A 12,876-nucleotide genomic window follows, 5' to 3' on the forward strand; every position below is an offset into this window, starting at 1 on the left:
TATAGAGCTTACCATTTAGACTCTATATTTTTTGTGTAAAAAAGTTAGAAAACTAAAGAAAAATACAAGTTAATTGTCGAAAAATGTTGAAAAAAATAAACGCAATGCAGTTATAATAGAAAAGTATAAAATAAGAAATATAAATACAGAAGAGGAATGAGTAAACAAATGAAAATATTATTAAACATAATTGGTATAGTTGTTTTAATAAGCATATTATTTTTATTTTCATCAAATAAAAAAGCAATTGATAAAAAAATGATAATTAAAGCACTAATAATACAGTTTATACTAGCATTTTTATTAGTAAAATTTCCTTTAGGTCAAATAGCGTTACAAAAAGTCTCTGACATTGTAACTGAAGTGTTAAGTTATGGCTCTGAAGGTCTATCATTTATGTTCGGTTCATTAGCAGATGCTTCAGCACCAACAGGACATATATTTGCTATTAAGGTTTTAGGAAACATAATATTTGTATCTGCCTTAGTTGCAGCTTTATACTACCTAGGTGTTATAGGAGCTATAGTTTCAATAATAGGTGGTATTGTTGGTAAAGTGTTAGGAACTTCTAAGGTTGAAAGTTTTGTTGCAGTTGCTAATATGTTTTTAGGGCAAACAGAGTCACCGATATTAGTGAGTAAGTACTTAAAGTCAATGACTGAGAGTGAAATAATGTTAGTTCTAATATCTGGGATGGGAAGTATGTCAGCAACTGTACTTATGGGATACGCTGACATGGGAATACCGATGCAATATTTATTATTAGGTGGGGCATTAGTTCCATTCGGTAGTATATTAGTTTCTAAGATTTTATTACCAGAAGATGAAAGTTTGGTTGATAAAGTCGAGGTTAAAGAACTAAAAATAGACAATAAAGGAGATAATACAAACCTTATATCAGCAATATCTCAAGGAGCTTCAGATGGGCTTAATATGGTATTAGGTATAGGAGCATCATTAATAGCGATAACAGCTTTAGTAGCGTTAGTTAATGGTGGATTAGGAATAATAGGCCTATCTTTAGAAAAGGTATTATCATTTATATTTGCACCAATAGGATTCTTAATGGGAATCAATCCAGATGATATAGCTTTAGCAGGACAATTATTAGGTAGTAAATTAGTCCTTAATGAGTTTGTTGCATTTGGTCAATTAGGTGAGGTTATAAAAACACTAGATCTAAGAACAGGAATGATGTTAGCTATATCACTATGTGGTTTTGCAAATATATCTAGTATGGGTATATGTATATCGGGTATATCTGTATTTTGTCCAGAAAAAAGGAGTCAATTATCACAGCTTGCTTTTAGAGGTATGATAGGAGGATTTACAGTTAGTATATTAAATGCGCTAGTAGTTGGTTTAATAGCTGCATTATAAAAATAAATATAAAATAAAAGTGTTACTAAAGTTTATAATCAAAGCTTAAGTAACACTTTTTTTATTGTTAAGAAGGATAAATACATAAATCTACAGAATTATTAGTTAATATGCAGAATATTTAAAGGAGGAATTTAATTATGAAGAAAATTATAACTTTACTATTAACAATTGTTATAGGCGCAACTTTAATGGTAGGCTGTAATGAGAGCAAAGAGAATGGAGAACTAGAGGAAAATAAGTCAGAAGTTACGAACAAAGATGTAAAAGTAGTGGTACCAGATGGACTACCAGCAATATCATTAGCTAAATTAGCAAAAGAAAATCCTGAAATTAAATCTGGGTATAATATAAATTATAGTATCGAATCAACAAGTGATGCATTATCAACTGTTGTAATGAAAGAAGAAGCAGATATAGCTATAGTACCATCTAATATGGCAGCCATAGCATATAATAAGACTTCAAATTATAAAATATTAGGGACAGTAGGTATGGGGTCTTTTTATTTAGTATCAACTGAAAATATGAGTAGTATGGATGATTTAATAGGAAAAGAAGTTGGAAATACAGGAAAAGGATTAACTCCAGATATAACAGTAAAAACTATTTTAAAAGAAAAAAATATAAATTTAGACGATATAAATTTTAATTATGTAAATTCAATGAGTGAATTAGTTCCAATGATGGCTAGTGGAAAATTAAATACAGGGTTTGTATCAGAACCTGCTTTAACAGGTCTTATGAATAAGAATGATAATATAAAAATTATTACAAGTTTAAATGATGAATGGAAGTCTATAAGTGGATCTAAAAATGGATATCCTCAATCAACTCTAATAGTAAAAGCTGATTTCGCTAAAGAAAACCCTGAATTCATAGAAAAATTTGTTGAACAAATTTCAGATAGTATAAAGTGGGCTAATGATAATCCAACTGAAGCTGGAAGCTATTCTAAAGATTTTGGTGTAAGCACAGAAGCTTCTGTTATAGAGAAAGCTATGGAAAGAGCTAATTTAAACTTTATTAATATATCAGATATGAAAGAGGAGTATGAAAATTACTACAAGATATTATTTGACTTTGAGGCAAAGACAGTAGGAGGAAAACTACCAGATGAAGGAATTTTCTACAAAGGAGAATAAAGCTTGCTTTAGAGATAAAATCGAGGTAATGATATCATGCGTTATGCTCTTATTTTTATGGCAAATTATTGCCTTGAAAATAAATAATGATATTTACTTACCAACGATAACCCAAGTTTTAATTAGTATGAAAGAAATTGTTTTATCTGATAGGTTTTATCTAGATATAATCTTTTCAATGAGTCGTTGTATATTAAGCTTTATAAGTGCTATTTTAATAGCCTTAATTTTATCTACTTTATCTTATATTAGTAGGTTTATTAGGAATTTATTAAAACCAATAACAGTTATAACAAAATCAATACCAACAATGATAGTAATAGTTCTAGTACTAATATGGTTTGATAAAAATAGTTCACCTTTTATAATTGGATTTATAATAGTATTTCCTATTTTATATGATAGTATCTTAGATTCCATTTTGAACATAGATAAAGGTATATTAGAAATGGCTAATTTATATAATATAGGTTTAAGAAATAAGGCTCTAAAAATCTATTTACCTTCAATTAAATTTAGGATAATTTCAATAATAGGTTCTACTTTTTCATTGGCGTTAAAAGTTATTATAGCTGGAGAGGTATATGGCCAGCCAAAGTATGGTATGGGAACACAAATACAGTTGGAGAAAATAAATTTTAACACATCAGGAATATTTGCATGGATAATAATAATAATTATAATTTCATTTGTATTAGAAAATTTTCAAAAGCCATCACTTAGGAGGTCACTAGTATGGAAGAGATGACTTTAAGTATAAAAAACATAAATAAATCTTATAATGGAAGAGTTATCTATAACAATTTTAATATTGAATTTTATACAAATAAAGTGAATTGTATTCTAGGTAAATCTGGATGTGGGAAAAGTACGATTTTGAATATTATCAGTGGTATAATACCGAGTGATAATCATGATTTTAAAAGTTTAGAAAGTCTAGGTATTAGCTATATATTCCAAGAGGATAGACTAATAGATTGGATCACGGTTGGAGAAAATATAAAAATAGTTGTAAAAAAATACTACAATAATAAAGAATTAGAAAAGTTAATTGATAAATACTTAGAATTAGTAGGAATAAAGGAATATAAAAATTATTATCCTCAAATGCTAAGTGGTGGAATTAGACAAAGGGTTAATATAGCTAGAGCATTAATATACCCATCTAAAATTATTATTATGGATGAACCTTTTAAGTCCATAGATATTAAAAATAAAAAAGAAATAATAGATAGGTTTAAAGAAATACTAAAAGAAGATGAGCGTACTGTTTTGTTTGTTACTCATGATATAGAGGAAGCATTAGATTTATCAGATTATATTTTTGTACTTGGAGATTCTCCTGTGAATATTAAAAATATTTTTAGGAATGATGAAATGTTGGATAAAAATTTAATATGTGATTTAATATAGCAGATACTTAATGCATAAGGTATGTTAATTATTAGAAATAAGGTATATAATATATAAAAAGTAAAATAAAATTATCATTATAAGGGAGTATGCATATGATAAAAAATAGAATTGAAGAGTTAAGAAAAATTATGAATCAAAAAAGTATTTATGCGTATATAATACCATCTTCGGATTTTCATCAAAGTGAATATGTAGGAGAGTATTTTAAAAGTAGAGAATTTATATCAGGATTTACAGGATCAGCAGGAACTGTGGTAGTAACAATGGATGAAGCTGGATTGTGGACAGATGGAAGATATTTTTTACAGGCAGAAAAAGAACTTGAAGGTAGTGGAATAAAATTATTTAAATCTGGAGTAAATGGAGTTCCTGAAATTGAAGACTACTTATTAGAAGTTATGCCAGAGAATTCTGTATTAGGTTTTGATGGTAGAGTAATTTCTGTTGGTGAAGGAGAAAAATTAAGAGAAAAATTAAAATCTAAAAATATAACGATTACATATGAAGAAGATTTAATAAATGATATATGGACAGATAGAACTACTATGTCAGAATCAAAAGGATTTTTATTAGATATAAAATACTCAGGAGAGGATTTTGTTAGCAAGTTAAATAGAGTAAGAGATGTTATGAAAGAAAAAAGCACAACAATGCATATAATATCATCTCTTGATGATATTGCTTGGTTGTTTAATATAAGAGGAAGAGATGTTAAGTATAATCCTGTAATACTTTCATACGCAGTAGTAACATTAGATGAGGTTTATTTATTCGTAGATGAAAATAAATTAACTGATGAAATAAAAGCTGAGCTTAATAAAGGGAATACTATAATAAAACCTTACTTTGAAATATATGAATTTGTAAAAAGTATAAATGAAGATGAAAAAGTATTATTAGATAAATCTAAGATAAATTTTGCAATCTATAATAATATACCATCTAATGTGGAAAAAATAAATTCAATTAATCCAACTATATTATTTAAAGCAATTAAAAATGAAATAGAATTAGAAAATATAAGAAAATGCCATATTAGAGATGGTGTTGCTATGACTAAATTCATGTATTGGATAAAAAATAATGTTGGAAAAATAGAAATGGATGAATTAAGCATAGATGAAAAATTATTAAGTTTTAGACAAGAGCAAGATAAATTTATAGAATTAAGCTTTAATACTATAGCAGGGTATAAAGATCATGGGGCTATAATACACTATAGTGCATCAAAAGAAAGTGCATATAAATTACAGCCAGAAGGGTTATTATTAGTTGACTCGGGAGGTCAATATTATGATGGAACTACAGATATTACAAGAATGTATGTACTAGGAGATATACCAAAGGTTCAAAAAGAACATTACACAGCTGTAGTTAAAGGAATGATTAGATTATCTATGGCTAAATTCCTTTATGGTTGCAGAGGTTATAACTTAGACATACTTGCAAGAGGCCCTATTTGGGATTTAGATTTAGACTATAGATGTGGAACAGGACATGGTATAGGATTTGTACTAAATGTACATGAAGCACCAAATGGATTTAGATGGAAAGTGGTTCCAGAAAGAAATGATAGTTGTATATTAGAAGCTGGTATGGTAACTACTAATGAACCAGGAATTTATATAGAAGGATCTCATGGTATAAGAATAGAGAATGAACTTATAACTATAAAAGGTGAGGAAAATGAATATGGTCAGTTTATGGAATTTGAAGCTGTAACCTTAGTTCCTATAGATTTAGATGGAATAGATCCAGAGTTAATGGATAGAAAAGAAAAAGAATACTTAAATAGTTATCATAAAAAAGTCTATGATGAAATATCTCCATTCTTAAATGAGGATGAAAAAGTATGGCTAAAGAAATATACTAGAGCTATATAATTAAAAAAAGAAAGGGAGATAATATGTCAAAGGCAAAAATAAAAACAAATGCAATGAGAATACTTGACTCTAATAAAATTAGTTATAATATTCATTCTTATGATACTGGCAAGGATCATGTAGATGGTATTGAAGTGGCGAAAAAAATTGGCAGAGATGTAAGTGAAGTTTATAAGACTTTAGTTGCTCAGGGAGCAAGTAAAGAGTTTTATGTATATGTAATACCTGTAAATGAAAGCCTAGATTTAAAAAAAGCAGCAAGGGCGGCTAAAGAAAAGAATATAGAAATGATTCATGTAAAAGACATTAATAAAGTTACAGGTTATATAAGAGGTGGGTGCTCTCCAATTGGTATGAAGAAACAATATAAAACATTTTTAAGTGTAAGTGCAGAAAAATTAGAAAATATAATAGTGAGTGCTGGTAAAGTAGGATATCAAATAGAAATTTCTCCAACTGATTTAAAAAATGTAATAAATTTTGAATCTGTAGATATAATAAAATAGACTGAGTCATTGACTCAGTCTATTTTATTTTCTGGATACCTCTTCTAGGATTTTATCATTAACTATTTCATCAAGTAATCTATGATAAAGTATTTCTGAATAAGAATTTACTATCTTCATGAGAAAATTTATATTAGATTAACTTAAGTTCATCGTTTGATATTAAAATATAGAAATTATTTAAGATAAGTTCCTTCTGAGTTTTGAATAATAAGATTTTTTTTCATAAGTACACCTAAAGCGCGTTTAAAGTTTTTCTTACTAGAGTTAAATACAGTATATATTTCTTCTGGTGTAGACTTATCATTAAATCTCATAAAACCATCATTACCTTCTAAGTAACTCATTATAGATGATTCTAAGACATCTAATTCTTCTTTTCTATTTTGTCTAGGAGAGAGTCCTAGTTTACCATCTTCATAAATTTTTATAACTTTTAAATTTAATTCTTGCCCAGGTTTTAATTCTGTAAAATACTCATTGTGAAGTATTACTCCTGCATACTTATTATTTACTACAATCATAGCTGAATTATTAGTCTGGAATCCATAAACTACGCCTGTTACGGTATCACCAACATTATATTCATGATCTGTAGTTAAATAAGTATCTATATCAGTAGTAGCAGCTAATCTATTGCTTTTATCAACATATATATAGAATGGATACTTTTCACCCTTTTCTAAATCATAAGTTCTAGCCTTGAAAGGAACTAATATATCTTTTGGTAGACCTATATCTATAAAGCTTCCTATTTTAGTGTGAGCAACAACTTTAAGCATTGCAATTTCGCCGACTTTAGCTTTAGGCTCTATTAAAGTTGCGGCAATTCTATCCTCTGAATCTTTGAATATAAAAGCTTTAACCTCATCTCCAATATTTATATTGTTTTTTCCAAGTAATCTATTATGTAGTAATATATCATCTTTAGTATTATTTGTTTTTCCATCTAAGAAATAGCCAAAATCAGCTTTTCTTTTAACTTTTAATTTATTAAAATCACCTATTTTTATCAAGTTAAGCATCTCCTTATTGAAATATTATATAAAAATCTACATTTAAATATAATACCATATATTATGTATATTATATTAAATATTTTTTACAAAAATAGAATAAATTATTGAAAGATATAGAAAAAAGCAATACAATAGTGGTATATACCAAAATTGGTATATACCACATAAATATAAGCGGTGATTTAATGAAGTTAGTAAATAAAGAAAGTAATATACCTTTGCATATACAACTATCATCAATAATAAAAGATATGATAGATAGTAAAGATCTAAAAGAAGGGGATTCTATAATATCAGAAAGAGAGCTTTGTAATATACAAAATGTAAGTAGAATGACTGTAAACAAAGCTATAGTTAGTCTTGTATCAGAAGGTATATTGTATAGAGTTCAAGGTAGAGGTACTTTTGTAGCTAAGAGAAAAGAAAAATATCAGTTTTCAAATTTAAAAGGATTTACACAGGTTATGAGAGAAAAAGGTGTAAAAATAAAAACTGATCTTTTATCTTTTCAAAAAGAGTTTCCAAGTGAACTTGTAAAAGAAAAGCTACATATAGCTGATAATTACACTCAAGTTTATAAAGTCGAAAGACTTAGATACATTGAAGAAGAACCATTTGGTATTGAAATTGCTTATATATCTGAAGATATGTGCGAAAATTTAGGAAAAAGTATGTTGGAGAATAACTCTCTTTATGATGTTTTACAAAATAATTATAAGTATAAGATAAAAAAAGCAAATCAAATGATAGAGCCAATAATCTTGTCAAAAGAAGAATCAATGAAGTTAAAGGTTGAAGAAAATAGCCTTGCATTAAAAATTCATAGAAATTCTTATGAGGAAAGTGGAAATCCATTGGAATATACAATTTCAATATTTAGAAGTGATAAATATCAGTATGAAATAGTTTTAAATGATTAAAAATATATTTTAATTTAATATTTGGGGGGTATTATGAGAATATTAGTATGTAAAGATTATGAATCAATGAGTAAAAAAGCAGCACAAATAATATTAAGTCAAGTTACATTAAAACCTAATTCTGTGCTAGGATTAGCTACGGGTAGTACGCCAATAGGTATGTATAAAAATCTAGTTGACATGTATAAAAATGGAGTTGTTGATTTTTCTGATATTATTACATTTAATTTAGATGAATATTATAAACTGCCAATAACTAATGATCAAAGTTATCACTACTTTATGCAAGAGAACTTATTTAATCATATAAATATAAATCCAGCCAATATACATATACCAAATGGTATGGCTGATAATATAGAGAAAGAATGTGAGGAATATGAAAATTCTATAAAAGATGCAGGTGGTATAGATATACAAATACTTGGAATTGGTAGAAATGCACATATAGGATTTAATGAGCCTACAACAAGTTTTGAAAAAGGTACTCATTTAGTAGATTTAACACCTTCTACAATAGAAGCTAATGCAAGATTTTTTAAATCAGAAGATGAAGTTCCTAAAAAAGCAATTACGATGGGGACAGGGTCTATATTTAAAGCTAGAAAAATAGTAATGTTAGCTTGTGGAGAAGATAAAGCTGATGCTATATATAACACTGTTTATGGAAAAATAACTCCCAAAATACCTGCTTCCATACTTCAACTACATGATGATGTAGTTCTTATATTAGATGAAGCTGCAGCAAGTAAACTTAGTCCAAGTGACTACTTAAATTAAATTGAAATAAAATTTTAATTTAGATACCTCTAATTTATTAATTATATTATTTGATTATAAATTAGAGGTATTTCTTTGAAAAACTAACTAGAAAATCCGATGAGTTAAATTAAATAATAAAAATAGAGGATATAATGATATATACTTACATTTATATATAAAATCATATATTATTTTACTTACTTAGCTAGATTAATGCATTTTTATATAAAATGTAATTATAGAAAAATGGATTATTTTGTAAAGAAAACACTTGTTATATAATATAAAAAGAATGTATAATTAAGGAAAAAATAAGAGGGATTAAAATTATGGAGTTAGATATCTTAATACAAAATTTTATAGAACAATATGGAATTATAAGTATATTTATTATTGTTATGTTAGAGTATGCAAACTTACCGCTACCAAGTGAAATAGTATTACCTTTTGCAGGTATTATGGTGGTAAAAAGTAATATGAATTTTTTTATAGTGCTTATAGTATCTATATTAGCTGGGGTAGTAGGAAGTATAACTAATTATATTATAGGAGCTAAATTTGGAAATCCACTTATAAAATATTTGTTAAAGAAGTATCCAAAAACTAAAAAATCAGTGGAAGCATCTATATGGTGGATGAATAAATATGGAAAAATATCAGTTATGATTTCAAGAGTAGTACCTATAGCTAGGACATTTATATCTATTCCTGCAGGAATAAATAAGATGAACATTTTATCTTTTACATTTTATTCTACAATAGGAATAGGGATATGGAATACAATACTTATAACTTTAGGATATTTGTTGGGAGATAATTTATCTAAAATAGAGCATATAATGAAAAATTATTCTTTAGTGGTAGCAGTTTTAATACTAATAATATTCTTTATCGTAATTTTAAAGATGAAAAGAAAAAGAGTTCTCAAGTAAATGAGAACTCTTTTTTATTTTATTAAAAATAAACTAAAAATATATAAATGTAATATTGATAAGATATAAGGATAGAATATAAAATATATAATTTTCATTATGCAGGTATAAAACTATTAAAAAAACTATAAAAATAACTATAATAAAAAAATTAGAGATACTAAACTTTATAAATATTAATATAAACACAATGAAGAGCAATAAACTATAAACTCATTAGAAATACTGCATTACGCTGCAAAATAAAAAATGAAAAAAATATTTAAAAAGTATTGAATAAAATTGAGAAATTTTATATAATAACTTTTGTTGTTTAGAAATTTTAAACTGAATGTTTAGTGATTATAATGAAATGAGGAGGTGTAAATATGGATATCGGTGAGAAAATTAAACGTATGAGAATAGGAAAACAGCTGACCCAAGAGGAATTGGCTAACAGGTGTGAGCTATCTAAAGGTTTTATATCTCAAGTTGAAAATAACTTAACTTCACCATCCATAGCTACTCTAATAGATATACTAGAAATACTAGGAACAAATTTAAGAGAGTTTTTTAATGAAATAGATGATGAAAGAATATCTTTTACGAAAGATGATATGTTTGAGACAGAAGATGAAGAGTTGAAATATAAATTAAAATGGCTAATTCCTAACTCTCAAAAAAATCAAATGGAGCCTATAATTCTAACCTTATATCCAGGTGGAAAATATAAAGAGGAAAAACCTCACGAAGGTGAAGAGTTTGGATATGTACTTTCAGGCTATATATACGTACATATAGGAGATAAAAAAAGCAAGGTTAAAAAAGGGGAGAGTTTCTACTTTAAGCCAAGAGCTAATCACTACATATCTAATGTAGGTAAAAAAGAAGCTAGAGTGGTTTGGGTTAGTACTCCGCCATCATTTTAGAAAAGAGGTGCTATTATAATTGACAGATAACATAATAAGTTTACAAGGGATATCTAAAACATATGAAGATAACAAAGTTTTAGATGGCTTAAATTTAGATATAAAGAAAAATGAATTTTTAACATTACTAGGACCGAGTGGATGTGGTAAAACTACTACGTTAAAAATAATTGCTGGATTTGAATATGCAGATGATGGAAAAGTATTATTTGAAAATGAAGATATGAATAATATTCCACCTTATGAGAGAGCAGTAAATACTGTATTTCAAAAATATGCATTATTTCCACATATGAATATTTATGAGAATATAGCATTTGGGCTAAAAATAAAAAAATTGCCTAAAAATATAATAGATCAAAAAGTAAAAGAAATGTTAAAGCTAGTAGCACTTGAAGGATTTGAAAATAGAAGCATAGAGTCTTTAAGTGGTGGGCAGCAACAAAGAATAGCTATAGCAAGAGCTTTAGTAAATGAACCTAAGGTACTATTATTAGATGAACCACTAGGTGCATTAGATCTAAAGTTAAGACAAGAGATGCAAACAGAGTTAAAAAAAATACAACAAAAGCTTGGCATAACATTTATATTTGTAACTCATGATCAAGAGGAAGCTTTAACAATGTCAGATACAATAGTTGTTATGAATAAAGGTAAAATACAACAAATGGGTACTCCTGAAGATATATATAATGAACCTGAAAATGCATTTGTTGCTAGATTTATAGGTGAAAGTAATATATTTGATGGAATAATGCATGATGATTATAAAGTTGAATTCTGTGATAAACATTTTGAATGTGTTGATAAAGGATTTGAGAAGGATGAAATTATAGATGTTGTAATAAGACCTGAAGATATAAAAATGACTACAGCAAGTGAAGGAATGTTAAAAGGAGTTGTTACATCAGTAGTATTTAAAGGTGTACACTACGAAATTGAGGTTGAAGAGAACGGAAGAAAATGGATAATACATAACACTAAAAATGCCAAGGTAGGAGAAGAGCTTGGTATGGATATATATCCAGAAGATATTCATATAATGAAAAAGGTAAGTGAAGCATAATGAAAAGAAAGTCAAACTCATACTTAGCTTCTCCTTATGTTGTATGGAGTGTTATATTCATAGTAATTCCTTTACTGTTAATAGTATTTTTTGGGTTTACTAAAGAAGTTGAAGGTCGTTTTGTATTTTCTTTAGAAAACTTTGAAAGATTAATGCATCCAATATACTTTAAAGTGTTTGGACGTTCATTATGGCTAGCATTCTTATCAACAATTGCATGTATATTAGTAGGTTATCCTACAGCATATATAATTTCTAAAGCAAAGGTAAGTAGACAAGGTATTTTGATTTTACTTTTTATACTTCCGATGTGGATGAATTTCTTATTAAGAACTTATGCATGGATGGCTATACTAGGTAAAAATGGATTTATAAATAATGTTCTGACTTCATTAGGATTTAATCCTGTAAATATTTTATATACAGATGCAGCAGTATTATTGGGTATGGTATATAACTTTTTACCTTTTATGGTTCTTCCGATATACACAATACTTTCAAAAATGGATCAAGATTTAGTAAATGCAGCAAAAGATTTAGGTGCCAATAGTTTTCAAGTGTTTACGAAGGTTATTTTTCCTTTGAGTATACCGGGAGTTGCATCAGGTATAACAATGGTATTTATGCCAGCAGTATCTACTTTCGTAATATCTAAATTGCTAGGTGGAGGAAAAATAATGCTTGTTGGTAACTTAATAGAGCAGCAATTTATGTCAGTTGGTGATTGGCACTTTGGATCGGCAGTGTCAATATTTATGATGATAATGATATTGATTTCAATGGCATTTATGAATAGATTTGGAAATGAATCAAGCAAGGAAGGCGGTGGATTACTATTTTAAAGAGAATAACATCTAATATATACTTGACATTAGTTTTTATATTCCTATATGCCCCTATATTTGCCTTAGCAGTTTTCTCGTTTAATGACTCTAAGTC

Annotated in this window: 13 protein-coding genes; 12 read left to right on the forward strand and 1 reads right to left on the reverse strand. The window is 27.3% G+C overall.

Going from position 1 to position 12,876, the window contains the following annotated elements; translation table 11 throughout:
• Positions 1-156 precede the first annotated feature (156 nt).
• The 6 genes from HF520_RS02355 to ybaK all read left to right on the forward strand — a co-directional run bounded on the left by HF520_RS02355 (position 157) and on the right by ybaK (position 6,330).
• Positions 157-1,380, forward strand: coding sequence for a NupC/NupG family nucleoside CNT transporter (locus HF520_RS02355; protein ID WP_330586297.1), 1,224 nt, complete (start codon positions 157-159; stop codon positions 1,378-1,380).
• A 140-nt stretch (positions 1,381-1,520) separates the two neighbouring features.
• Positions 1,521-2,525 (forward strand): ABC transporter substrate-binding protein, encoded by a 1,005-nt coding sequence (locus tag HF520_RS02360; protein ID WP_168572503.1) that lies wholly within the window; start codon positions 1,521-1,523, stop codon positions 2,523-2,525.
• Positions 2,497-3,273 carry an ABC transporter permease gene (locus HF520_RS02365; RefSeq protein WP_168572504.1) on the forward strand — a complete coding sequence of 259 codons (777 nt, stop codon included), beginning with the start codon at positions 2,497-2,499 and terminating at the stop codon, positions 3,271-3,273. Before HF520_RS02360 ends, HF520_RS02365 begins: the two co-directional genes overlap by 29 nt.
• The gene (locus HF520_RS02370) at positions 3,261-3,938 is read left to right on the forward strand and encodes an ABC transporter ATP-binding protein (protein ID WP_207711022.1); all 678 of its coding nucleotides are present in this window, start codon (positions 3,261-3,263) and stop codon (positions 3,936-3,938) included. The genes HF520_RS02365 and HF520_RS02370 overlap by 13 nt, the downstream gene beginning before the upstream one ends.
• Before the next feature lie 95 nt (positions 3,939-4,033).
• Complete coding sequence (locus tag HF520_RS02375) at positions 4,034-5,824, forward strand: aminopeptidase P family protein (protein WP_168572505.1); 1,791 nt, start codon at positions 4,034-4,036, stop codon at positions 5,822-5,824.
• A gap of 23 nt (positions 5,825-5,847) precedes the next feature.
• A complete protein-coding gene (gene ybaK / locus HF520_RS02380) occupies positions 5,848-6,330 on the forward strand; it encodes a Cys-tRNA(Pro) deacylase (RefSeq protein ID WP_168572506.1) in 483 nt (160 codons plus the stop codon).
• 176 nt (positions 6,331-6,506) lie between these two features.
• On the opposite strand, the gene HF520_RS02385 is transcribed toward ybaK, so the two are convergent.
• Positions 6,507-7,346, reverse strand: a complete 840-nt coding sequence (locus HF520_RS02385; RefSeq protein WP_168572507.1) for a CvfB family protein — start codon at positions 7,344-7,346, stop codon at positions 6,507-6,509.
• 188 nt (positions 7,347-7,534) lie between these two features.
• Here HF520_RS02385 and HF520_RS15355 point away from each other — a divergent pair, with 188 nt between their 5' ends.
• From HF520_RS15355 to HF520_RS02415, 6 genes are all read left to right on the forward strand, one after another.
• Positions 7,535-8,269 carry a GntR family transcriptional regulator gene (locus HF520_RS15355; protein WP_168572508.1) on the forward strand — a complete coding sequence of 245 codons (735 nt, stop codon included), beginning with the start codon at positions 7,535-7,537 and terminating at the stop codon, positions 8,267-8,269.
• 33 nt (positions 8,270-8,302) lie between these two features.
• The gene (gene nagB / locus HF520_RS02395; protein ID WP_168572509.1) at positions 8,303-9,049 is read left to right on the forward strand and encodes a glucosamine-6-phosphate deaminase; all 747 of its coding nucleotides are present in this window, start codon (positions 8,303-8,305) and stop codon (positions 9,047-9,049) included.
• Positions 9,050-9,360: 311 nt separating this feature from the next.
• Complete coding sequence (locus HF520_RS02400) at positions 9,361-9,963, forward strand: DedA family protein (RefSeq protein ID WP_168572510.1); 603 nt, start codon at positions 9,361-9,363, stop codon at positions 9,961-9,963.
• A gap of 368 nt (positions 9,964-10,331) precedes the next feature.
• Positions 10,332-10,871: a helix-turn-helix domain-containing protein gene (locus tag HF520_RS02405; RefSeq protein ID WP_168572511.1), complete on the forward strand. Its 540-nt coding sequence runs from the start codon at positions 10,332-10,334 to the stop codon at positions 10,869-10,871.
• A gap of 19 nt (positions 10,872-10,890) precedes the next feature.
• Positions 10,891-11,937 carry a spermidine/putrescine ABC transporter ATP-binding protein gene (gene potA, locus HF520_RS02410; RefSeq protein WP_168572512.1) on the forward strand — a complete coding sequence of 349 codons (1,047 nt, stop codon included), beginning with the start codon at positions 10,891-10,893 and terminating at the stop codon, positions 11,935-11,937.
• Complete coding sequence (locus tag HF520_RS02415) at positions 11,937-12,779, forward strand: ABC transporter permease (RefSeq protein WP_168572513.1); 843 nt, start codon at positions 11,937-11,939, stop codon at positions 12,777-12,779. The genes potA and HF520_RS02415 overlap by 1 nt, the downstream gene beginning before the upstream one ends.
• Positions 12,780-12,876 lie beyond the last annotated feature (97 nt).

The organism is Romboutsia sp. CE17, assembly GCF_012317385.1.
GTDB lineage: Bacteria > Bacillota > Clostridia > Peptostreptococcales > Peptostreptococcaceae > Romboutsia_E.

What these genes read in the sequence shown, in the direction of transcription:
- HF520_RS02355 (WP_330586297.1), top strand. Translation starts at nt 157, where the DNA reads ATGAGTAAACAAATGAAAATATTATTAAACATAATTGGTATAGTTGTT.
- HF520_RS02360 (WP_168572503.1), top strand. Translation starts at nt 1,521, where the DNA reads ATGAAGAAAATTATAACTTTACTATTAACAATTGTTATAGGCGCAACT.
- HF520_RS02365 (WP_168572504.1), top strand. Translation starts at nt 2,497, where the DNA reads ATGAAGGAATTTTCTACAAAGGAGAATAAAGCTTGCTTTAGAGATAAA.
- HF520_RS02370 (WP_207711022.1), top strand. Translation starts at nt 3,261, where the DNA reads ATGGAAGAGATGACTTTAAGTATAAAAAACATAAATAAATCTTATAAT.
- HF520_RS02375 (WP_168572505.1), top strand. Translation starts at nt 4,034, where the DNA reads ATGATAAAAAATAGAATTGAAGAGTTAAGAAAAATTATGAATCAAAAA.
- ybaK (WP_168572506.1), top strand. Translation starts at nt 5,848, where the DNA reads ATGTCAAAGGCAAAAATAAAAACAAATGCAATGAGAATACTTGACTCT.
- HF520_RS15355 (WP_168572508.1), top strand. Translation starts at nt 7,535, where the DNA reads ATGAAGTTAGTAAATAAAGAAAGTAATATACCTTTGCATATACAACTA.
- nagB (WP_168572509.1), top strand. Translation starts at nt 8,303, where the DNA reads ATGAGAATATTAGTATGTAAAGATTATGAATCAATGAGTAAAAAAGCA.
- HF520_RS02400 (WP_168572510.1), top strand. Translation starts at nt 9,361, where the DNA reads ATGGAGTTAGATATCTTAATACAAAATTTTATAGAACAATATGGAATT.
- HF520_RS02405 (WP_168572511.1), top strand. Translation starts at nt 10,332, where the DNA reads ATGGATATCGGTGAGAAAATTAAACGTATGAGAATAGGAAAACAGCTG.
- HF520_RS02415 (WP_168572513.1), top strand. Translation starts at nt 11,937, where the DNA reads ATGAAAAGAAAGTCAAACTCATACTTAGCTTCTCCTTATGTTGTATGG.